Source organism: Streptomyces sp. NPDC043726 (assembly GCF_056436565.1).
Window position 1 is genome coordinate 520,277 of record NZ_JBWKCI010000006.1, and the last position, 21,351, is coordinate 541,627.

The 21,351-nt window shown below is 71.5% G+C and carries 15 protein-coding genes; 11 read left to right on the forward strand and 4 right to left on the reverse strand.

Annotation, left to right across the window (positions count from 1 at the left end):
- The first annotated feature begins 192 nt into the window (after positions 1-192).
- On the forward strand, positions 193-1,569 hold the full coding sequence (locus AC068Z_RS20490) for a tannase/feruloyl esterase family alpha/beta hydrolase (protein ID WP_478557199.1): 1,377 nt from the start codon (positions 193-195) through the stop codon (positions 1,567-1,569).
- A gap of 75 nt (positions 1,570-1,644) precedes the next feature.
- Here AC068Z_RS20490 and AC068Z_RS20495 read toward each other — a convergent pair whose 3' ends face one another.
- Positions 1,645-1,827, reverse strand: a complete 183-nt coding sequence (locus AC068Z_RS20495) for a hypothetical protein (protein WP_478557201.1) — start codon at positions 1,825-1,827, stop codon at positions 1,645-1,647.
- Between the two features lie 284 nt (positions 1,828-2,111).
- On the opposite strand from AC068Z_RS20495, the gene AC068Z_RS20500 reads away from it, so the two are divergent.
- The 3 genes from AC068Z_RS20500 to AC068Z_RS20510 all read left to right on the forward strand — a co-directional run bounded on the left by AC068Z_RS20500 (position 2,112) and on the right by AC068Z_RS20510 (position 7,841).
- Positions 2,112-4,943, forward strand: a complete 2,832-nt coding sequence (locus tag AC068Z_RS20500) for a DEAD/DEAH box helicase (protein WP_478557203.1) — start codon at positions 2,112-2,114, stop codon at positions 4,941-4,943.
- Positions 4,940-6,196 (forward strand): SWIM zinc finger family protein, encoded by a 1,257-nt coding sequence (locus AC068Z_RS20505; protein WP_478557205.1) that lies wholly within the window; start codon positions 4,940-4,942, stop codon positions 6,194-6,196. The genes AC068Z_RS20500 and AC068Z_RS20505 overlap by 4 nt, the downstream gene beginning before the upstream one ends.
- Positions 6,197-6,500: 304 nt before the next feature.
- Positions 6,501-7,841 carry an esterase-like activity of phytase family protein gene (locus AC068Z_RS20510; RefSeq protein WP_478557207.1) on the forward strand — a complete coding sequence of 447 codons (1,341 nt, stop codon included), beginning with the start codon at positions 6,501-6,503 and terminating at the stop codon, positions 7,839-7,841.
- Positions 7,842-7,903: 62 nt separating this feature from the next.
- Here AC068Z_RS20510 and AC068Z_RS20515 read toward each other — a convergent pair whose 3' ends face one another.
- Together AC068Z_RS20515 and xylA are read right to left on the reverse strand one after the other, a co-directional pair.
- Positions 7,904-8,398, reverse strand: coding sequence for a hypothetical protein (locus tag AC068Z_RS20515; RefSeq protein ID WP_478557209.1), 495 nt, complete (start codon positions 8,396-8,398; stop codon positions 7,904-7,906).
- Between the two features lie 190 nt (positions 8,399-8,588).
- Positions 8,589-9,755: a xylose isomerase gene (gene xylA, locus AC068Z_RS20520; protein ID WP_478557211.1), complete on the reverse strand. Its 1,167-nt coding sequence runs from the start codon at positions 9,753-9,755 to the stop codon at positions 8,589-8,591.
- Between the two features lie 148 nt (positions 9,756-9,903).
- Here xylA and xylB point away from each other — a divergent pair, with 148 nt between their 5' ends.
- The 6 genes from xylB (at position 9,904) to adh (ending at position 17,658) form a co-directional block, all read left to right on the forward strand.
- Positions 9,904-11,343 (forward strand): xylulokinase, encoded by a 1,440-nt coding sequence (gene xylB / locus AC068Z_RS20525; protein WP_478557213.1) that lies wholly within the window; start codon positions 9,904-9,906, stop codon positions 11,341-11,343.
- 23 nt (positions 11,344-11,366) lie between these two features.
- Positions 11,367-12,644: an ROK family protein gene (locus AC068Z_RS20530; protein WP_478557215.1), complete on the forward strand. Its 1,278-nt coding sequence runs from the start codon at positions 11,367-11,369 to the stop codon at positions 12,642-12,644.
- 254 nt (positions 12,645-12,898) lie between these two features.
- On the forward strand, positions 12,899-13,912 hold the full coding sequence (locus AC068Z_RS20535; RefSeq protein WP_478557217.1) for an acetamidase/formamidase family protein: 1,014 nt from the start codon (positions 12,899-12,901) through the stop codon (positions 13,910-13,912).
- A gap of 37 nt (positions 13,913-13,949) precedes the next feature.
- A complete protein-coding gene (locus AC068Z_RS20540; RefSeq protein WP_478557219.1) occupies positions 13,950-14,549 on the forward strand; it encodes an N-acetylmuramoyl-L-alanine amidase in 600 nt (199 codons plus the stop codon).
- A 184-nt stretch (positions 14,550-14,733) separates the two neighbouring features.
- Positions 14,734-16,002 (forward strand): GAF domain-containing protein, encoded by a 1,269-nt coding sequence (locus tag AC068Z_RS20545; protein ID WP_478557221.1) that lies wholly within the window; start codon positions 14,734-14,736, stop codon positions 16,000-16,002.
- A 132-nt stretch (positions 16,003-16,134) separates the two neighbouring features.
- Positions 16,135-17,658, forward strand: coding sequence for an aldehyde dehydrogenase (gene adh, locus AC068Z_RS20550; RefSeq protein WP_478557223.1), 1,524 nt, complete (start codon positions 16,135-16,137; stop codon positions 17,656-17,658).
- 128 nt (positions 17,659-17,786) lie between these two features.
- Here the strand turns inward: adh and AC068Z_RS20555 are convergent, their stop codons facing one another.
- Positions 17,787-19,217 (reverse strand): endo-1,4-beta-xylanase, encoded by a 1,431-nt coding sequence (locus AC068Z_RS20555; RefSeq protein ID WP_478557225.1) that lies wholly within the window; start codon positions 19,215-19,217, stop codon positions 17,787-17,789.
- A gap of 575 nt (positions 19,218-19,792) precedes the next feature.
- Here AC068Z_RS20555 and AC068Z_RS20560 point away from each other — a divergent pair.
- Entirely contained in the window at positions 19,793-21,259 is a 1,467-nt protein-coding gene (locus AC068Z_RS20560; RefSeq protein ID WP_478557227.1) for a non-reducing end alpha-L-arabinofuranosidase family hydrolase, read from the forward strand.
- The last annotated feature ends 92 nt before the right edge of the window (positions 21,260-21,351 follow it).

Here is a 21,351-nt window from a genome sequence, read left to right on the forward strand (position 1 = left end):
CCGCCGCATCGGGGCACGAACAGGAGCACACCCGGACATGGCCGGTGCCGCCTGTCTTGGTGCCCCATGCGACGCCACCGTTCCATGTGGCCCCAACCCATAGATGGCTCTCAGGCGTGACTCCACCATGGGGCAGCCCCGGATCCGCTCCCGGATCTCCGGCTCCTGTGTCCCGCTGCCCTGGAGGCCACCATGCGTCTGACCCGAGGTGTTCCGTTCGTCGCCGCCGCGCTGATGGCGGCGGCGCTCAGCTCGCCCGCCCCCGCCGGGGCCACGGCAGCCGCGGACGGGCACTGTGAGCGGGTGCGGGTGCCCGGCGCGGCCTTCCAGCGGAGCGCCTGCCTCGCGGACCTCACCACGACAGGGCTCGCCGGCACGCCGTACACCGACCTGGCCGATCAGGCGGGCCTGACGGCCGCGGGCACCCAGGTGCCGTCCGGGGTGCCCGGGATGCAGATCGACGGCTACTTCCCGGACTCCTCGCGCTTCAACGCAACGCACGGCTGGAAGCACGACGCGCAGTTCGTCATCCGGCTCCCGGAGCGGTGGAACGGCGGCCTGGTCGTCACGGGCGCTCCGGGCACACGGCGGCAGTACGCGACGGACAAGGCGATCTCCGACCAGGTGCTGGCCGAGGGCTACGCGTACGCGGCGACCGACAAGGGCAACAACGGCTCCGACTTCTACCGGGACGGCAAGCGGCCCGGTGACGCGGTGGCCGAGTGGAACACCCGGACCACACAGCTCACCCGCGCGGCCCGGAAGGCAGTGGCCCAGCGCTACGGCCACCTCCCGCGGCGCACGTACATCACCGGCATCTCCAACGGCGGCTACCTCACGCGCTGGCAGCTGGAGAACCACCCCGAGCTGTACGACGGGGGCGTCGACTGGGAGGGGGCGCTGTGGACGGCGGAGGGCCCCAATCTGCTGACCTCGCTGCCCACGACCGTGGCCCGCATGCTCGGTTCGGCGCGGGACGAGGACCTGTACGCGGCGGGCTTCGCGCGCGGCTCCGAGTTCCTGTGGCCGTACCACGAGAAGGCCTACTGGGGCGTCACGCAGAAGATCTACCGCGCGGAGTTCGACCCGTCATACGCCCCGGACTGCCCCGGCCCGTCCGCCGGTACCACCCCGGAACAGATCCTCGCGCCCTGCGCCGAGGACGCGACCTACGACTACGCGTCGCGCCCGGCCGCCGTTCACCGCGCGGTGGCCCGAGTGGCACTGACCGGGCGGATCGGCAGGCCGCTGATCACCCTGCACGGCGACCTGGACGCGCTGCTGCCCAAGGCGGCCGACTCGGACGTGTACGCGCGCATGGTGGATGCCGCGGGACGCGGCGGCCTGCACCGGTACTACACGGTCGAGGGCGGCACCCACGTCGATGGGCTGTACGACACCTATCCGGACCGGCTCCGGCCGATCCTGCCCTGCTACCGGTCCGCGTTCCAGGCACTGGTCACCTGGGTGGAAGGGGGCATACGGCCGCCTGCGGACCGGACCGTCGACAGGCCCGCGAGCGGCGATGTGGTCGACTCCTGCGCGCTGTCGGGACCGGTCTCGCACTGAGAACCCGGCCAAGCCATCAGACCGGACCGGCCCTGGGCCCGTGCAAGTCCGCGGACTTGCACGGGCCCAGGTGCCTCAGCGGCCTATCTCCTTGCGGCCGGCCCGGCGCAGCCTGCGCCGCTGCGAGGGGTCGAGTGCGAGGTACGCGGCGGCCGGGACGCCCAGGATGATCAGGAGCGCTGCCCACCAGGGCAGCCAGATGAGCAGAATGATCCCGGCCGCCGCACCTCCTGCGGCGATCTTGTGGTTCCTCGTCATGTGTGTCGCCTCCTCCGCGGCGCACTGCCGCTCTCTGCTCTCAAAACGGGCCCGTGCTTCCCGCGGTTCCGGACCGCGACCCTGAGACGTCCCTGAGTCGTGCCCCCTACTGGTCCTCCTCTGGGCCCACCCTCCCACGGCGGTGATGCAGAACACAGCCCTGCTATGCCGGATCGAGCCATGCGGTGCTGTACCCTCAGCCACTCCACCCAGTAGTCAAGTTTGAGGAATTTGCCATCGCTGCACAGACGGTTCCCCCGGCAAGTCCGTCCGAGATCTTCGAATTGGCCCAGTGCACCGCCGTGTTCGTGCCCGGTGATCCGGCACGCGCGGGAAGGGTCGCCTTCTGGCGCCCCGACGGCGACGCCCCTCCCGTCGTCGAGGAGGGGTCGGCCGGGAACCTGACCGTGGCCGTCCCCGGCGCCGACGGCGTCGAGCGCGTGAGCGTGCCCGCCGTGCTGCTGTCCGTGCGCGCCGCGCTGCCGGTCCTGGTCCGCGCGCGTGCCTCCGAACACGCGCACCGAGGGTGCGCCTTCTGGGGCTCGGCGGCCGTCCTGGCGCTGCAACTGGTCGCCCGGGGGCTGTTGTTGCCCGGCCTGTCACCCGCCGACCACGACGCCTGGCGAGCGGGCCCCTTGGGCACCGAGGACATCGAGCACATCCGCCGGCTCGCCGCGGCCATGCCGCCCGAGGCGCACGCGGTCCCGCTGGAGGCCTCCGGCCCGCTGCGGCTGCCCGATCCGGAACTGTTGCTGCGTGCCTTCCTGGACGCCGTCGCGGACACCCTGCCCCGCACCTCCGCGGCACCGCTCGTGACCGGCTCGGACGCCTACGCGGCACCGGAACCACAGCACCTGCCGGGACACCGCGCGTGGGCGGCCGACGTCGCCGCGGGCCACGACGCCGGGGTGCGTCTCTCCCTGCGCGTGGAGGTCCCCGGCCTGGCCGCCGCGACCGAAGAGGACGCGGCGCCCGCCTTCCGCGCCGTGCTCCAGGTCCACGGGGTCAGCGATTCCGCGCTCGTCGCCGACGCCGCCCAGGTGTGGGCGGGGGCATCCGCCTTCGGCCCTCGCGCGCGGATGGACGCCCTGCTGGCGCTGCGCCGCGCGGCCCGCGCGTGGCCTCCGCTCGCGCCCATGCTCTCGGCCGCCGTCCCCGACGCCGTCGAACTGGCCGACGAGGAGGTCACGGACCTGCTCACCACCGGAGCCCGGGCGCTGGCCGGGGCCGGGGTCGACGTGCACTGGCCGCGCGGGCTGGCCCGTGAGCTGACCGCCCGCGCGGTGGTCGGGCCGCCTGACGACGAGACGGGCACGCCCGACGACGAGACCGGCCCGGCCAAGCTCGCGTCGGACACGCCGTCGTTCCTGTCGGCCGACGCCCTGCTCGCCTTCGACTGGCGGTTCGCGCTGGGCGGCCAGCGGCTCAGCCGAGAGGATCTGGACCGCCTGGCCGAGGCGAACCGGCCCCTGGTACGGCTGCGGGACCAGTGGGTCCTGATCGACCCCGAGGAGGTGCGCCGGGCACGCGGGCAGCAGGACCGCAAGGTCACGCCTGTCGACGCGCTCAGCGCCGCTCTGACGGGCTCGGCCGAGGTCGACGGCCGCCGCGTCGAGGTGCAGCCCACGGGATGGCTGGCTGCCCTGCGGGAGCGGCTCGCCGACCCCGAGGGGCAGGAGCCGGTCGCCCAGCCCGAGGCGCTCGCCGCGACCCTGCGTGACTACCAGCGGCGGGGCCTGAACTGGCTTGCCCACATGACCTCGCTCGGTCTGGGCTGCTGTCTGGCCGACGACATGGGACTCGGTAAGACCATCACGCTGATCGCGCTGCATCTGCACCGGCAGACCGACGCCTCGTCGGCCGGTCCCACGCTGGTGGTGTGTCCGACCTCGCTGATGGGCAACTGGCAGCGCGAGATCGAGAAGTTCGCCCCCGGCACGCCCGTGCGGCGCTTCCACGGCGCCCGGCGTGGCCTGGACGCCCTGGCGGACGGGGAGTTCGTGCTCACCACGTACGGCACGATGCGGCTGGACGCGCGGCGGCTCGCCGAGGTGCCGTGGGGCATGGTCGTGGCCGACGAGGCCCAGCACGTGAAGAACCCCTACTCGGCGACCGCGCGGGAGTTGCGCTCCATCGGCGCACGCGCGCGCGTGGCCCTCACCGGCACCCCGGTGGAGAACAACCTGTCGGAGCTGTGGGCGATCCTCGACTGGACCACTCCCGGCCTGCTCGGCCGCCTCGACACCTTCCGCACGCGGTACGCGCAGTCGGTCGAGAGCGGCCAGGACCCCGCCGCCGCCGAACGGCTCGCGCGGCTGATCCGCCCCTTCCTGCTGCGCCGCCGCAAGTCGGACCCCGGCATCGCGCCGGAACTGCCGCCGAAGACCGAGACGGACCGCGCGGTGTCGCTCTCGAAGGAACAGGCGGGGCTGTACGAGGCGGTGGTGCGCGAGACGCTCGCGGAGATCGCCGAGGCCGACAGCATGGCGCGGCGCGGGCTGATCGTGAAGCTGCTGACGGGCCTGAAGCAGATCTGCAACCACCCCGCGCAGTACCTCAAGGAGGAACGCCCGAGGATCGCGGGCCGGTCCGGGAAGCTGGAGCTGCTGGACGAGCTCCTGGACACCATCCTCTCCGAGGGGGCGGGAGTTCTGGTCTTCACCCAGTACGTGCGCATGGGGCGCCTGATCGAACGGCATCTGGCGGCCCGCGGCGTGGCCTCGCAGTTCCTGCACGGCGGTACGCCCGTCGCCGAGCGCGAGGAGTTGGTGCGCCGCTTCCAGGACGGTGAAGTGCCGGTCTTCCTGCTGTCGTTGAAGGCGGCCGGCACGGGTCTGAACCTCACCCGGGCCGAGCATGTCGTGCACTACGACCGCTGGTGGAACCCGGCGGTGGAGGCCCAGGCCACCGACCGCGCGTACCGGATCGGACAGACGCGGCCGGTGCAGGTGCACAGGCTGATCGCGGAGGGAACCATCGAGGACCGAATCGCCGACATGCTCAGCCGCAAGAAGGCGCTGGCCGACGCCGTGCTCGGCTCCGGTGAGGCGGCGCTGACGGAGCTGACGGACGCGGAGCTGGCCGATCTGGTGGAACTGCGAGGGGGCGCACGATGAGCCGATACGACGACGAGAACCTGGAGCGCACGTTCGCGGCACTGCCTGCCGCGCACGGAAAGGGCTTCGCGCAGACGTGGTGGGGCCGGGCCTGGCTGCAGGCGCTGGAGGAGACGGCGTTGGAACTGCAGCAGCTCAAGGCCGGCCGCAGGCTCGCCCGCGCGGGAGGCGTGGGAGCGGTGTCGGTGCGCCCTGGACGCATCACGGCCGTGGTCCAGGAACGCGACGGCACGCGCCATCGCGCGGACGTGCTGCTGGAGCGGCTCTCCGACGACCAGTGGGACCGGTTCCTGGACATGGCCGTGGAGCGGGCCGGGCATGTGGCGGCGCTGCTGGACCGGGACATGCCGCCGCACCTGGTCGAGGACGCGGCGGCCACCGGTGTCGAACTGCTCCCCGGGATGGGCGACCTGGAGCCCCAGTGCGACTGCGGGGCGTGGGACCACTGCGGGCACACGACGGCCCTGTGCTACCAGGTGGCGCGGCTGCTGGACCAGGACCCGTTCGTGCTGCTGCTGATGCGCGGCAGGGGCGAACGCGCCCTGCTGGACGACCTCCAGGCGCGCAGCACGGCCCCCGCCGAGGCGGCGCCCGAACCGGAGGGCGTGGACGCCGCGGAAGCGTTCGCTGCCGGGGACATCCTGCCGCCGCTGCCGGCCCTCCCCGAACTCCCGGCAGAACCCGGTGCACCACCGTCCCTCGACACCGAGACCCCTCCCCCGTCCGGCGTCGACCCCGAAGCCCTGGAGTACCTCGCCGCCCGCACCGCGGCACAGGCGCACCGGATGCTCGCCGACGCGCTGCGCTCCGGCCGGGATCACCCGGCACTGGGCCTCGACCTGCCCCGCGCGCAGGACGCGGTCCGGCTGGCTGCCTGCGCTCCCGCCCAGGGGATCGCGGAGCGCCTCGCCGAGGGGCGCGGCGGGGAGCGGCTGGCCCTTGCCGTACGGGCCTGGGAGTTGGGCGGGGTGGCCGCGCTCGCCGTACTGGAGGAGGAGTGGGCGGTGGAGGGCGAAACCCTCGCACGCGCGCGTGCCGCCCTGGAAACGGCCTGGGACGAGGACGAACGCCCGCATTTGCGGGCCAAGGGCAACCGGTGGACCGCCGTGGGCACTTCGGGCCAGGTGCGCCTGGGACGGGACGGCCGCTGGTGGCCGTACCGCAAGGAGCGCGGCCGCTGGGTCCCCGCGGGTGGCCCGACCCAGGACCCGGCCACGGCACTGGCCTCGGCGGAGCCGGCACCTGAGCGGTGAGCCGCGAACCCGCACGGGGTGACCCGGGCCGTGGTGAAGCTGGCGGACGACGGTGCGGTGACCGGATTCGCCACGGGCTGGACCTCCCAGGCACCGTTCCGCACCGATCGCGGCTACGGCAAGGTGGCACAGCGCCTGGGGGCCGCCCGGGTCGACGAGTTGCTGGTGGGCGCCACGTCCGCGCACAGGAAAGGTACGGCTCGACGAGTGGCCGACGGCCCGCGTTCATCCGCTCGTCGCGCGGCGTTCCGCGCGGGGCCCAAATCTGGCCGCTGTCACCGAACTTGGTCCACAGGAGGCCCTGATGTCCCCGCACGCCACCGGCAGGCGCCGCGTCCACCGTTCCGTCGCAGCGGGCGTCCCCCTCGCCGTTCTGGCCGTCCTCGCGGCGACCGGGCAGGCCGTGGGCACCCCGTCCGAGGACGCCCGTGTCGTCGGCTCCGCCACCCTCGGCGACATACCGCTCGGCGCGTTCAGCAACACGCTGCTGCCCGGCACGGTGGCCGACGACCGCGGTGTCGACCTGGGCGGCATCGGCAGCGACATCTACCCGACGGGCCGCAAGGGCGAGTTCTGGACCGTCACCGATCGCGGACCCAACGGCCAGATCAAGGTGGACGGCACCAAGCGCCGCACCTTCCCGGTGCCCGGCTTCGACCCGGCGATCGTCAAGATCCGTGTCTCCGGCGACTCCGTACGGGTGATCGACGCGATCCCGCTGACCACCTCCTCCGGCAAGCCGGTCACGGGACTGTCGAACCAGGCGGGCCGCGACGAGGCGCCGTACTCCTACAACGCCGGCACGCCGCTGTCGTACAACCCGAACGGCCTGGACACCGAGGGCATCGTGCGGGCCAAGGACGGCTCCTTCTGGCTGGTCGACGAGTACGGCCCCTCGCTGGTGCATGTCTCCGCGCGCGGGAAGGTCCTCACGCGCTACGTGCCCGAGGGGCTGAACCTCACCGGCGCCGATTACCCGGTGGTCGAGGCGCTGCCCGCCGTGCTGCTGAACCGCAAGATCAACCGCGGCTTCGAGGGGCTCGCCCAGCTGCCCGGCGGTGACCTGGTGATGGCCGTGCAGAGCCCGCTCTCGCTGCCCGACACGGATGCCGGGGAGTCCTCCCGCACGACCCGTCTGCTGCGCTTCTCGCCGAAGAAGAAGGCGGTCACCGCCGAGTACGCGTACCGCTTCGACCCGGTGAACGTCGTGGACCCGAGCGAGGACGACACCTCCGAGCTGAAGATCTCCTCGGTCGTCGCCGTCGGCGGCAACCGGCTCCTGGTGGAGGAGCGGACCGACAAGGCGGCGCGGCTGCACCTGGTCCGGCTGGACAGGGACGCGGACATCCTCGGCGGCCCGTGGGACGACGACACGACGTCCCCGTCGCTGGAGCAGCTCGACGACCCGGCCGCCGCGGGCGTGCCCGTGCTCGCCAAGAAGCTCGTCGTCGACCTGGGTACGGTCGCCGGAGTGCCCGGCAAGATCGAGGGCGTGGCGCGTGTGGATCGCGACACCCTGGCCCTGATCAACGACAACGACTTCGGGATGACCGACGGCGCGGGCGCGTTCGACGCGCAGGGCCGGCTGGTCGACAGCGGGATCGAGACGAAGGTCATCTACGTCCGTCTGCCGCACGGCATCTGACGCCGAAGGGCCTTCCATGCGTGCGTGGCGGTTCACGTCCGCCACGCACGCGTGCCGTCGGCTCAGGGCAGGTCGACCTCGTCGAGGTCCGGCAGCAGGGACTCGATCTCGCTGGGCAGGTCACTGGGCAGCTCGCTCGGCAACTCGCTGGGGAACCCAGACGGCAGCAGTGACGTGGGCAGATCGCTCGGCAGTCTGCTGGGCAGCTCGGTGGGGATGCTGAAGGACGGCCGGGGCGATGGGCCGGTGCTGCTCTCGGCGGGCGACTTGTCCTCCGGGGAGTCGTCGCTCCCCGAGCCCAGCAGCACCACCACGGCGACCGCCGCGGCCACCAGGATCACCGCGAGCAGGGCGAGGAGCGGGCCACGGCCGCGCCTCGGGCCGTCGCCGGGCGGCGGTCCGTCGTACGACGGCGGGCCGAAGCCGTCGTTCGGCGGGCCGTAACCGCCGCCCGGCGGGCCGTAACCGCCGCCCGGCGGGCCGTAACCGCCACCCGAGGGCGGCGTGTCGCCCGGCGGAGGACCGGGCGGCTGGGGAGGTACGGGAGGCATGGCCATACGGCTCAGCGTCACCTCCCGGCGGTGATCACGCGAGCGGCTCGCCGAAGTTGGTACCGGCCCATGCCGTGGACGACACCATTCCGCCGCATTCCCCGACCCACGGCGCCACACGCGACTCAGTCACACGCGTGGCGCCGTACGCGCGCGTGCCCGCTCAGGCACGCGCCCCGGCAGCCGCCTCCGGCAGTCAGGCACGCGCCCCCAGCAGGTGGTCCATGGCCAGCTGGTCGAGCCGCTCGAAGGCCATCCCGCGCGCGGCGGCCGCCTCGGCGTCGAACTCCTCGAAGGCGGTGCGGTCGGCGAGCAGGGCCTGCAGGCCGTCGCCCGCGGTGGGCTGCGCCAGTTCGTCCAGACGCGAGGCCCGCAGCGCCTCCTGGACCTCCGGGTCCGCGCGGAAGGCAGCAGCGCGCTCCTTGAGGATCAGGTAGTTGCGCATGCAGCCCGCAGCGGACGCCCAGACGCCGTCCAGGTCCTCGGTCCGCGGCGGCTTGAAGTCGAAGTGGCGCGGTCCGGCGTAGCCGGCGCTCTCCAGCAGGTCGACGAGCCAGAAGGCGGAGCGCAGGTCACCGGCGCCGAAGCGCAGGTCCTGGTCGTACTTGATGCCGGACTGGCCGTTGAGGTCGATGTGGAAGAGCTTGCCCGCCCACAGCGCCTGGGCGATGCCGTGCGGGAAGTTCAGGCCGGCCATCTGCTCGTGGCCGACCTCCGGGTTCACGCCGTACAGCTCGGGGCGCTCCAGGCGCTCGATGAAGGCCAGCGCGTGGCCGACGGTCGGCAGCAGGATGTCGCCGCGCGGCTCGTTCGGCTTGGGCTCGATGGCGAAGCGCAGGTCGTAGCCCTGGGAGGTCACGTACTCGCCGAGGAGGTCGAAGGCCTCCTTCATGCGGTCCAGGGCGACGCGTACGTCCTTGGCGGCGCCGGACTCGGCGCCCTCGCGGCCGCCCCAGGCGACGTAGGTCTTAGCGCCCAGCTCGACCGCGAGGTCAATGTTGCGGATCGTCTTGCGCAGGGCGTAACGGCGCACGTCACGGTCGTTCGCGGTGAACGCGCCGTCCTTGAAGACGGGGTGCGTGAAGAGGTTCGTGGTGGCCATCGGCACGGTCATGCCGGTGGCGTCGAGGGCCTGCCGGAAGCGCTTGATGTGCGCCTCACGCTCGGTGTCGGAGGATCCGAAGGGGATCAGGTCGTCGTCGTGGAACGTGACGCCATAAGCGCCGAGCTCGGCCAGGCGCTGCACCGTCTCGACCGGGTCGAGGGCGGGACGGGTGGCGTCGCCGAAGGGGTCCCGTCCCTGCCAGCCGACGGTCCACAAGCCGAAGGTGAACCTGTCCTCGGGGGTGGGCTGGTAGTTCATGCCGCGGCTCCTTGCCTGCTGCCAGTTTGCTTGCTGCCGACTATTTCGTCATGGCCGTTTACAAATTAGTATGCCAAGGCATCTCTGGGAAGAGAACAGTTGTCCCCGGTGGGACGCGAGCCGCATCGCCGCACAAGAGGAGAGCCCGATGTCAGCAGCCGAAGGACCGCTCGTCGTCGGCGTGGACACGTCCACCCAGTCCACCAAGGCCCTCGTCGTCGACGCGGCCACGGGGCAGGTCGTCGCGAGCGGCCAGGCCCCGCACACCGTCTCCTCCGGGGCGGGGCGCGAGTCCGACCCCCGCCAGTGGTGGGACGCCCTGTGCGAGGCCCTGCGTCAGTGCGGCGACGCGGCGCACGAGGCCGCCGCGGTGTCGATCGGCGGCCAGCAGCACGGCCTGGTCACCCTGGACGAGCGGGGCGAACCGGTCCGCCAGGCGATGCTCTGGAACGACGTCCGCTCCGCGCCGCAGGCCCGCCGTCTCATCGACGAACTGGGCGGCCCGAAGGCCTGGGCGGAGCGCACGGGCAGCGTGCCCGGGGCGTCCTTCACCGTGACGAAGTGGGCGTGGCTGGCCGAACACGAACCGGACGCCGTCCGCGCGACCAAGGCGGTCCGGCTCCCGCACGACTACCTCACCGAGCGGCTCACCGGCCAGGGCACCACCGACCGCGGCGACGCCTCCGGTACGGGCTGGTGGGCGTCCGGGACGGAGTCGTACGACGAGGAAACCCTCGCCCATGTGGGCCTCGACCCCGCGTTGCTCCCGCGCGTGGTGCGGCCCGGCGAGGTGGCGGGCACCGTCCGCGAACACCACGACCTGCCGTTCTCCAAGGGCACCCTGGTCGCCCCCGGCACCGGCGACAACGCCGCCGCCGCCCTCGGCCTCGGCCTGCGCCCCGGCACCCCGGTGCTCAGCCTCGGCACCTCCGGCACGGTGTACGCCGTCGCCAGGCACCGCCCCGCCGACCCCTCCGGCACGGTCGCGGGCTTCGCCGACGCGCACGGCGACTGGCTGCCGCTGGCCTGCACCCTGAACTGCACGCTCGCCGTCGACCGGGTGGCGGCCCTGCTGGGCCTCGACCGCGAGGCGGTGGAACCCACCACCGACGTCACCCTGCTGCCGTTCCTGGACGGCGAGCGCACCCCGAACCTGCCGAACGCCTCCGGCCTGCTGCTGGGCCTGCGCCACGACACGACCGCCGGACAGCTCCTCCAGGCGGCCTACGACGGCGCCGTCCACTCCCTGCTCGGCGCCCTGGACCTGGTCCTCGACGCGGACGCGGACCGCTCGGCCCCGCTGCTCCTGATCGGCGGCGGCGCGCGCGGTACGGCCTGGCAGCAGACCGTACGACGGCTCTCGGGCCGTCCCGTACAGGTGCCCGAGGCCAAGGAACTGGTCGCGCTCGGCGCCGCGGCCCAGGCGGCCGGACTGCTGACCGGCGAGGATCCGGGCGCGGTCGCCCGGCGCTGGAACACGGCCGCGGGGCCGGTGCTGGAAGCGGTGGAACGGGACGAGGAGACCCTGGCCAGGATCGCCGGGGTACTCTCCGACGCGGCCCCGCTGCTGGAGCCGGGGACCCGCTGAGCGCATCGAGGACTGACGGAGGCATGACCGCACCCCTGCACGAGCCCGACCCGACCGGTCCCGGGCGCGCACCCGAGCCCCAACCGGCCGGTCCCGGACGCGCGCCGCACGAGCCGCACGCCGCCGGTCCCGGACGCGCGCTGCCCGACACCCAGCAGGGCATGCGCCGCCGAAATCTGGCCCGGGTGATGCACACGGTCAGCGCGGAGGGCCCGCTCTCCCGTGCCGCAGTCGCCTCCCGGATCGGTCTGACGCGTGCCGCGGTGTCGACGCTCGTGGACGAGCTCATCCGCTCGGGGCTGATCGAGGAACTCGGCCCGGAGCGGCCCGGCCGGGTGGGCAGGCCCGGTTCGGCGCTCGCCGTCAGCGCGCACGGCCCGGCCGGCATCGGCGCCGAGATCGGCGTCGACCACCTCGCGGTGTGCGCGGTCGATCTGCGCGGCGCGGTGCGGGCGAAGGCGGTACGGCACGGCGGGAACCGGGGGCGTTCGGCCGAACCGGTGATCCGGGAACTGACCGAGCTGGTGCGCGGGGTGGTCGCCGAGGCCGAGCAGGACGGGCTGTGGCCCGCGGGTCTCGCGGTGGCCGTGCCCGGACTGGTCGCACGCGACGGCCGTACGGTCGTCCGCGCGCCGAACCTCGACTGGCACGACGTCGACCTCGGGGCGCTGCTGCCCGGGGAGTTCCCGTTGACCGTGGACAACGAGGCGAACTTCGGCGCCCTCGCCGAACTCTGGCTCGGACAAGGCACACCGCGCGACTTCCTGCATGTGTCGGCGGAGATCGGCATCGGCGCGGCCGTCGTCGTGGACGGGCAACTGCTGCGCGGGACCCGCGGGTTCGCGGGCGAGCTGGGGCACGTGCCGGTCCGGCCGGAGGGGCCGGCGTGTCCCTGCGGAGGGCGCGGGTGTCTGGAGCAGTACGCCGGTGAGGAGGCCGTGCTGCGGGCGGCGGGGCTGGAACCGGGCGAGGACCGCGTCGGGCTGCTCGCGGGGCGGGCAGCAGAGGGGGATGGGGCGGTACGAGGTGCTCTCCACGACGCCGGGGCCGCGCTCGGGGTCGCCCTGACCGGGGCGGTGAATCTGCTGGACCCCGAGAGCGTGGTGCTCGGCGGGGCGCTGGCCGGGCTCGCGCCGTGGCTGTTGCCTTCCCTGGAGGCCGAGTTGGAGGGGCGTACGGCGGGGGCGGCCTGTCCGGTGTCCGTGTCGCGGCTGGGTTCCGAGGGGCCGTTGCTGGGGGCCGCGCACTGGGTGGTGCGGGGGGTGCTGGACGATCCGGCGGCGGTGGCCGGGAGGAGCTGAGTCCGGCTGGATCCACAGCCGCAACGGCCCTGTCTCCAGGCCCGCTTCACCCGCACGAGTTGCCGAGTTCTCCACAACCCGGCCCGCGTCCACTGATCCGCAGCGCTCACTGCTGCCCGGCTTCTCCGCCCCGTACCGTGATTCACGCGAGGGCGCTCCCGGCCCCTCCACCCCGGAGACCTGAGACCTGGGACTTGAAGCCTGGGACCTGGGTCCGTGATGTGCGACCTGTGGCAGAACGGAGCTGTGCGGCGATGAGCGACCCCCGGATCCTGACCGTCCGACCCGAACCCGGCGAGTACGCCTGGACGTTCGGCGGTGCGCCGCCCGTGGCGCGCATCGCGCCCGGAACCGTGCTGGACCTGTACACGGAGGACTGCTTCGGCGGCCGGGTCAGGTCCGAGAAGGACCTGGTCTCCGAAGTCTGCGAGTTCCCGTTCCTCAACCCGCAGACCGGTCCCTTCCACATCGAGGGCGCGGAGTCCGGGGACACCGTCGCCGTGCACTTCGTCTCGATCGAACCGGCCCGCGACTGGGCGGCCTCCACCACCGTCCCCCTGTTCGGCGCCCTCACCTCCACGCACACCACGGCCACGCTCCAGCCGCCGCTGCCCGAGACGGTCTGGATCTGGCAGTTGGACAGAACCCGGCGTACCGCCCTCTTCCGCGCCCACGACAGTGACTTCGAGGCCGAGCTGCCGATGGACCCGATGCACGGAACCGTCGGGGTCGCCCCCGCCAACCTGGAGGTCCGCTCCGCCCTGGTGCCGGACGCGCACGGCGGGAACATGGACACACCCGAGATGCGGGCCGGCGTCACCTGCTATCTCGGTGTGAACGTCGAGGGCGCGCTGCTCAGCCTGGGGGACGGCCACGCCCGCCAGGGCGAGGGCGAGACCTGCGGTGTCGCCGTCGAATGCGCGATGCGCACCGTCGTGATCGTCGAACTCCTCAAGGGGGTCGCCACTCCCTGGCCCCGGATCGAGTCGGACACGCACATCATCTCGACGGGCTCGGCCCGCCCCCTGGAGGACGCGTTCCGGATTTCCCAGCTCGACCTGGTGCAGTGGCTGGTCCGCGACTACGGCTTCAGCGAGTTGGACGCGTACCAGTTCGCCACCCAGGCCGTCGAGTCGCCGCTGGCCAATGTGTGCGACACCAACTACACCTGCGTCGCCAAGATCCGCAAGCAGTGGCTGCCCGAGCGCGAGACGCACCGCGGGGTGCACGCGCGGCTGCGCGAGACCGCGGCCATCCTGTCGAGCTGACCGCCCCACTCCTCCTCTGCCGAGAGGCGAACCGCCCGTGGAACAAGCACGATCACACACCAGCAGACGACGGCTGCTCAGGGGCGCCGCCCTGGCCGCTTTACCGTACGGGCTGCTCCCGCGGCCGCGAGCCGACGCGCAGGTCCCGGCCCCCGACTACCCGGGCGGTGTGTGGCAGGGGGCGAACTCCACCAATTTCACCGCCGCACGCCGGCCCTCGGAGTACCGAATCGACCTCGTGATCGTCCATGTCACGCAGACCGACTTCTCCGGCACCCTGAGCGTGTTCCGTAACCCGAAGAAGAAGGTGTCCGCGCACTACGTCGTCCGTTCCGCCGACGGGCATGTGGCGCAGTGCGTGCGGGAGTCGGACATCGCCTGGCACGCGGGGAACTGGGACTACAACACGCGCAGCATCGGAATCGAACACGAGGGGTGGGTGGACCGGCCCGCGTATTTCACGGACGCGATGTACGAGAGATCGGCCGCGCTGACGGCGGCGATCTGCTCCCGGCACGGTATTCCCCGAGACAGGAGGCACATCATCGGGCACCACGAGGTGCCAGGCACCGACCACACCGATCCGGGGCCGTACTGGGACTGGGAGCGCTACATCCAGTTGGTCAAGGCCGCCTGACCGAGATCACTGGCTCGGACCACCGGCTCGTCGATCGAGACAAGCGGCACGTCGTTCGAGACAAGCGGCACGTCGTTCGAGACAACGGGCCCGTCGTTCGGGTGACCGCAGTCGAAAAGGTTGTCCGCGCGCGTACTCGGAGTGACGATGTCCCCAAGTCGCATCGCCGTCCGGGGAGGCCGAGTTGACCGATCAATGGGTGGCCCTGGAGCCGGGGGCCGACCCTGCCGAGCGTGCACGGATGCTGCGCCGCGCGCATGAGACCTTCACGGCGGCGGGCACCGTGCCGAAGCCGGTGCGTGCCGTGGTGGCCGACTCGTGGCGGCGTTCGGCGAGAGCGGGGGTCGGGCCGGACGGCAAGGCGAGCGTGGAACTCGGGGACGGCGACCTCGGCGCCTACCGGGCGGAGCACCCGCTGGCTCGGGTGATGCCTCTGTTCCGGGAGCTGATGGGCTCGTTCGCGGCGGACGGGGAGCATCTGCTCGCGGTGTGCGACGAGCACGGCAGGCTGCTGTGGGTCGAGGGGCACGCCTCCACCCGGCGGCAGGCGGGGCGGATGAACTTCGTCCCGGGGGCGCGCTGGTCGGAGACGGCGGTCGGGACGAACGCCCCGGGTACGGCGGTCGCGGTCGACCGGCCGGTGCAGGTGTTCGCGGCCGAGCACTTCATCCGGCGAGTGCAGCCGTGGACGTGCGCGGCGGCGCCGGTGCACGATCCGCGCACCGGGCGGGTGCTCGGGGCCGTGGACATCACCGGCGGCGACGGTCTGGCGCATCCGCACAGCCTGGGCTTCGTGCAGGCGGTGGCGCGGGCGGCCGAGTCCCATCTGGCCCTGCTCCTCCCGGCGGCGCCGGCCGCCGACAGGCACGAGCTGTCCGCGCTGGGCCGGGACGAGGCCCAACTGCTCACGGACGGCCGCAGGATCAGGCTCAGCCGACGGCACAGCGAGATCGTCGTGCTGCTCGCCCGGCATCCGGAGGGGCTGACCGGTGACGAACTGCTGTGCGCGCTGTACGAGGACGAGTCGGTGACGCCGGTGACGTTGCGGGCCGAACTCGCGCGGCTGCGGCGGACACTCGGCCCCGGTCTGCTGGCCTCGCGGCCGTACCGGCTCACCGTGCCGGTGGAGTCCGACGTCTCCGTGGTCGAGCGGCGGCTGGCGGCGGGGGCGGTCAGTGCGGCGGTGACGGCGTACAGCGGTCCGCTGCTGCCCGGCTCCCAGGCTCCGGCGGTGGCGCGGATCCGGCGCCGGGTTGCCGACGGACTGCGTACGGCGTTGATCGCCCGCCGGGACCCCGACCTGCTGGCGGACTGGGCACACGCTCCGTGGGGCGAGGACGACCTCGACGTGTGGCGGGCGCTGGCCGCCGTACGCCCCACGGCCACGGTCCGCTCCCGCCTCGCGGCACTGGAGGCGGAGCTGGCGGCGCCCCCGGACTGGACGGCGCGCTGAAGGCCGTACACACAACGCCCGGACCTCACCTCTTCCCCGGTCCGCGCAACGTCCTTGCAACCTCGTCCTGCCTAGCCTCGCGGCGAGAGCTGTCCAACGGCGGGCAGCGCTGTTGCAGGGAGGCAGGCCGGCATGACCCGTTACGCGGCACCCGGGACCGAGGGCGCGATCGTCTCCTACCAGGCGCGCTATGACCACTTCATCGGCGGCGAGTACGTGCCGCCGGTTCGAGGGCAGTACTTCGAGAACCCCTCGCCGGTGAACGGGCAGCCGTTCACCGAGATCGCGCGCGGTACTGCGGAGGACGTGGAGCGGGCCCTGGACGCGGCGCACGCGGCCGCCCCGGGGTGGGGCCGTACGTCGGTGGCGGAGCGCTCCGACGTCCTGCGGAAGATCGCCGACCGGATGGAGGCGAACCTGGAGGCGCTCGCGGTCGCCGAGAGCTGGGAGAACGGCAAGCCCGTGCGCGAGACGCTGGCGGCCGACATCCCCCTCGCGATCGACCACTTCCGCTACTTCGCGGGAGCGATCCGCGCGCAGGAGGGTTCGCTGGGCGAGATCGACGACGACACGGTGGCGTACCACTTCCATGAGCCGCTCGGCGTGGTCGCGCAGATCATTCCGTGGAACTTCCCCATCCTGATGGCGACATGGAAGCTCGCCCCGGCGCTGGCGGCGGGCAACGCGGTCGTGCTCAAGCCGGCCGAGCAGACCCCGGCGTCCATCCACTTCTGGCTGAGCCTGATCGCCGATCTGCTGCCGCCGGGTGTCGTCAATGTCGTGAACGGCTTCGGTGTGGAGGCGGGCAAGCCGCTGGCGTCGAGCCCGCGGGTGGCGAAGGTGGCGTTCACCGGGGAGACCACGACCGGCCGGCTGATCATGCAGTACGCCTCGGAGAACATCACCCCGGTGACGCTCGAACTCGGCGGCAAGTCCCCGAACATCTTCTTCGAGGACGTGTGGCGGGCGGACGACGACTTCCGCGACAAGGCCCTCGAGGGCTTCACGATGTTCGCGCTCAACCAGGGCGAGGTGTGCACCTGTCCGTCGCGGGCCCTCGTCCAGAGCGGCCACTACGGCGAGTTCATGGAGGCGGCGGTCGCCCGCACCGAGCTGATCAAGACCGGTCATCCGCTCGACACCGACACGATGATCGGCGCGCAGGCGTCCAACGACCAGGTGGAGAAGATCCTCTCCTACCTCGACATCGGCCGGCAGGAGGGCGCCCGGGTACTCACCGGCGGTGAGCGCGTCGAGCACGACGGCGAACTCAAGGGCGGCTACTACGTCCAGCCGACGATCTTCGAGGGCAACAACCGGATGCGGATCTTCCAGGAGGAGATCTTCGGCCCGGTGGTCTCCGTGACGTCCTTCGACGACTTCGACGACGCCATCAAGATCGCCAATGACACGCTGTACGGCCTCGGCGCCGGCGTGTGGACCCGCGACGCCAACACCGCGTACCGCGCGGGCCGCGCGATCCAGGCGGGCCGCGTCTGGACGAACTGCTACCACGCCTACCCGGCGCATGCGGCGTTCGGCGGCTACAAGGGCTCGGGGATCGGCCGCGAGACGCACAAGATGATGCTGGAGCACTACCAGCAGACGAAGAACCTGCTGGTGAGCTACTCGCCGAAGAAGCTCGGGTTCTTCTAGGGGCCCTGGGGAGCGGCGGCACCGAGCCGGTCCCACCAGAGCACCTGGCCGTGGCCGGAGGGGAGCCAGGACTGTCCTGGCTCCCCTCCGTTCGCCTGCTGGATCGAGGCGCCTTGTCCCTCGATGCCTCAGGACCGGGTCCAGCGCTGGTTGCTGCCGTTAGAGCAGGAGTAGAGCTGGATCAAGGTGCCGTTGGCCGTGCCGGCCCCGACGGCGTCGAGGCAGAGACCGGACTGGACGCCGACGATGGATCCGTCGGAGTTGAAGCGCCACTTCTGGTTGTCGCCGCCCCAGCAGCTGTAGATCTGGACCTTGGCGCCGTTGCCGGTGCCGGCGGCGTCCAGGCACTTGTTGCCGTAGACCCTTAGCTCGCCGGCGGCGGTGTACGTCCATTGCTGGTTGGTGCCGTTGTGGCAGTCCCACAGGTGGAGCTGGGTACCGTCGGTGGTGCCGGCCCCGGGCACGTCAAGGCAGCGGCCCGAACCGACTCCCTTGATCGGTCCGGACTCCGAAGGGGGCTGCGTGGAACCGCCGTTGAGTGCGTTGAGGACAGCGGTGTAGGCGGGCTTCTTGCTGCCGTCGCCGTTGAAGAGCAACGGCGTCTGCTCTGCCCGCCAGGAGTCGGTGTCGCGCACGCCCCAGACGGTGATACCCAGGCAGCGAGGGACGGCCAGGCAGTCGTTGGTCACGTTGGCGTAGGTCGTGGCCGAGGCGCCCTGGATGTCGAGTTCGGTGATGGCCACGTCGACGCCGAGGGCGGCGAAGTTCTGCAGGGTGGTGCGGAAGTTGCTGTTGTAGGGGCTGCCGCTGTTGAAGTGCGCCTGGAATCCGACGCAGTCGATCGGCACTCCGCGCTGCTTGAAATCGCGGACCATGGCGTACATCGCCTGGGTCTTGGCCCAGGTCCAGTTCTCGACGTTGTAGTCGTTGTAGCAGAGCTTGGCGGCCGGGTCGGCGGCGCGCGCGGTGCGGAAGGCGACCTCGATCCAGTCGTTGCCCGTGCGCTGCAGGTTGGAGTCGCGCCGAGCGCCCGAACTGCCGTCGGCGAAGGCCTCGTTCACGACGTCCCACTGGGCGATCTTGCCCCTGTAGTGGCCCATGACGCCGTTGATGTGGCCGATCATCGCCTGGCGCAGGTCGCTGCCGCTGAGGCTCTGCATCCAGCCGGGCTGCTGGGAGTGCCAGGCCAGGGTGTGGCCGCGTACCTGCTTGCCGTTCTGCACGGCCCAGTTGAAGACGCGGTCGGCGGCGGTGAAGTTGAACTGGCCCCGCTGCGGTTCGGTGGCGTCGATCTTCATCTCGTTCTCGGCGGTCACCGAGTTGAACTCACGGTTCGCGATCGTCGTGTACGCCGAATCGCCGAGCCTGCCCGAGGCGATGGCGGTACCGAAGTAGCGGCCGCTCTGCGCAGCCGCGGCCCCGAGCGTGCTCTCGGCAGCGTGTGCGGCGGGGGGCGCGACCAATGCGGCGACCAACCCGAGGGCGCCGACGACCAGCGCCAGCAGCAGGGCGCGGATCTTCCGGCGGACGCCGGTTCTGGCAAGGGCGTACGAGCCCATGACTGTGCCTCCAAGGTGGACATCACGGAAGAACTGAAGTTCAAGGGATTGCGTCGTCCGCTCTCACTGGGGATACGGACGGGGCGGGCCGGAACCCGGGCAGCACTCACTCACCGGACCTCCGGTCACGGGCTTGCGGCAGAGACGTCCCATGACCGCCAGGTTCGATATATCGAACTAAGGTCGGCTTCTCAGACAGGGATGATTGAGGAGTTGACGATGGATCGTCAATACTCCTCGCGGAAGAAGTTTCGGATTCCATCCCGAAACTTTCTGACACCCAAGAGCCGGAAATCGACCCTCGGCGTCACCGTCGGCGAGTACCCAAGAGCCTGGGCCAACCTCCCAACATGGAGGGATTCCGGTCCACGCGGCCGCCCCGGCAGGCCCGAAGACGAGGCGCTGTTTGCGGACAGATCGGCGACAGCCCTTGACCAGAGGGCATCACATTCCTAGCTTGTGGCGTCAATCCATCCGGGAATTCCTCGAAACATTCGAGGCTGTCCTGCACCCGGTCCGCTCGCTCCGCTTGTTCATCGGAGCCCCCTCACCCCACCCCCGAAGGAGGCCCTCTGATGTGGTTTCGCCACCCGTCCCCGGTGCGTCTGAGACGCTTACTCGCCGTCCTCGCGCCCTTGCTGCTCGCGGCGACCTTCCTCAGCGCACAGCCCGCCGACGCGGCGACCGTAGACCCCGGCGCCTCGTATGTGCTGGTCAATCGCAACAGCGGCAAGGCCCTGGACGTCTACAACCTGGCGACCGGCGACGGCGCTCGCATCACCCAATGGAGCAGAAACGATCAGGCCCAGCAGCAGTGGCAGTTCGTCGATTCCGGAGGCGGCTACTACCGCATCAAGTCCCGGCACTCGGGCAAGGTGCTGGACGTCCACAACTGGTCCACCGCGAACGGCGGCCCGATCGTCCAGTGGGCCGACCTGAACGGCACCAACCAGCAGTGGCGGCTGGCCGACAGCTCGGACGGCTATGTCCGGCTCATCTCGCGTCACAGCAACAAGGCCCTCGAGGTGCAGGGTGCTTCCACCGCCGACAACGCGAACATCGTCCAGTACGACGACTGGGGCGGCAGTAACCAGCAGTGGCAGCTCGTCAAGGTCGGCGGCGACAACCCCGGCTCGTGCGAGCTGCCGTCGACGTACCGCTGGACATCGACCGGCGTGCTGGCGCAGCCGAAACCGGGGTGGGTGTCCCTGAAGGACTTCACCGTCGTGCCCTACAACGGCAGACAACTCGTGTACGCGACGACGCATGACACCGGAACGAGTTGGGGTTCGATGAACTTCGGCCTGTTCACCAATTGGTCGGAGATGGCGTCGGCCAGTCAGAACACGATGTCGTCCTCCACCGTGGCGCCCACGCTCTTCTACTTCGCGCCGAAGAACATCTGGGTGCTCGCCTACCAGTGGGGCGGGACGGCGTTCTCCTACCGGACGTCGAGCGACCCCACCAACCCGAACGGCTGGTCGGCGCCGAGGGAGCTCTTCTCCGGAAGCATCACCGGCTCCGGAACTGGACCCATCGACCAGACGTTGATCGCTGACGGGACGAACATGTACCTGTTCTTCGCCGGCGACAACGGCAAGATCTACCGGGCCGCCATGCCGCTCGGGAACTTCCCGGGCAGTTTCGGCACGAGCTCGACAGTGATCATGAGCGACACGACGAACAATTTGTTCGAAGCCCCGCAGGTCTACAAGCTCCAGGGCCAGAACCGCTACCTCATGATCGTCGAGGCGATCGGCTCACAGGGCCGCTACTTCCGCTCGTTCACGGCCACCAGCCTGAACGGTTCCTGGACACCGCAGGCAGCGACGGAGAGCAACCCCTTCGCGGGCAAGGCCAACAGCGGCGCCACCTGGACCAACGACATCAGCCACGGCGAACTGATCCGCACCAGTCCCGATCAGACCATGACCGTCGATCCCTGCCATCTGCAGTTGCTCTACCAGGGCCGCAACCCCAACTCCGGGGGCGACTATGGCCTCCTGCCCTACCGTCCGGGTCTGCTCACCCTGCAGCGCTGACGGCGTGACACAAGTCCGGCCCCGGCAAGGGGGCGGCCCGAGCGGGCTCGGCGTTCCGCCGAGCCCGCTCCGACGTGGCCTGTGCCTCGCAC

Coding starts and splice junctions, on each gene's coding strand:
- adh (WP_478557223.1), top strand. CDS start 16,135: ATGACCCGTTACGCGGCACCCGGGACCGAGGGCGCGATCGTCTCCTAC.
- AC068Z_RS20490 (WP_478557199.1), top strand. CDS start 193: ATGCGTCTGACCCGAGGTGTTCCGTTCGTCGCCGCCGCGCTGATGGCG.
- AC068Z_RS20515 (WP_478557209.1), bottom strand. CDS start 8,398: ATGGCCATGCCTCCCGTACCTCCCCAGCCGCCCGGTCCTCCGCCGGGC.
- AC068Z_RS20530 (WP_478557215.1), top strand. CDS start 11,367: ATGACCGCACCCCTGCACGAGCCCGACCCGACCGGTCCCGGGCGCGCA.
- AC068Z_RS20505 (WP_478557205.1), top strand. CDS start 4,940: ATGAGCCGATACGACGACGAGAACCTGGAGCGCACGTTCGCGGCACTG.
- AC068Z_RS20535 (WP_478557217.1), top strand. CDS start 12,899: ATGAGCGACCCCCGGATCCTGACCGTCCGACCCGAACCCGGCGAGTAC.
- xylB (WP_478557213.1), top strand. CDS start 9,904: ATGTCAGCAGCCGAAGGACCGCTCGTCGTCGGCGTGGACACGTCCACC.
- AC068Z_RS20495 (WP_478557201.1), bottom strand. CDS start 1,827: ATGACGAGGAACCACAAGATCGCCGCAGGAGGTGCGGCGGCCGGGATC.
- AC068Z_RS20510 (WP_478557207.1), top strand. CDS start 6,501: ATGTCCCCGCACGCCACCGGCAGGCGCCGCGTCCACCGTTCCGTCGCA.
- xylA (WP_478557211.1), bottom strand. CDS start 9,755: ATGAACTACCAGCCCACCCCCGAGGACAGGTTCACCTTCGGCTTGTGG.
- AC068Z_RS20555 (WP_478557225.1), bottom strand. CDS start 19,217: ATGGGCTCGTACGCCCTTGCCAGAACCGGCGTCCGCCGGAAGATCCGC.
- AC068Z_RS20560 (WP_478557227.1), top strand. CDS start 19,793: ATGTGGTTTCGCCACCCGTCCCCGGTGCGTCTGAGACGCTTACTCGCC.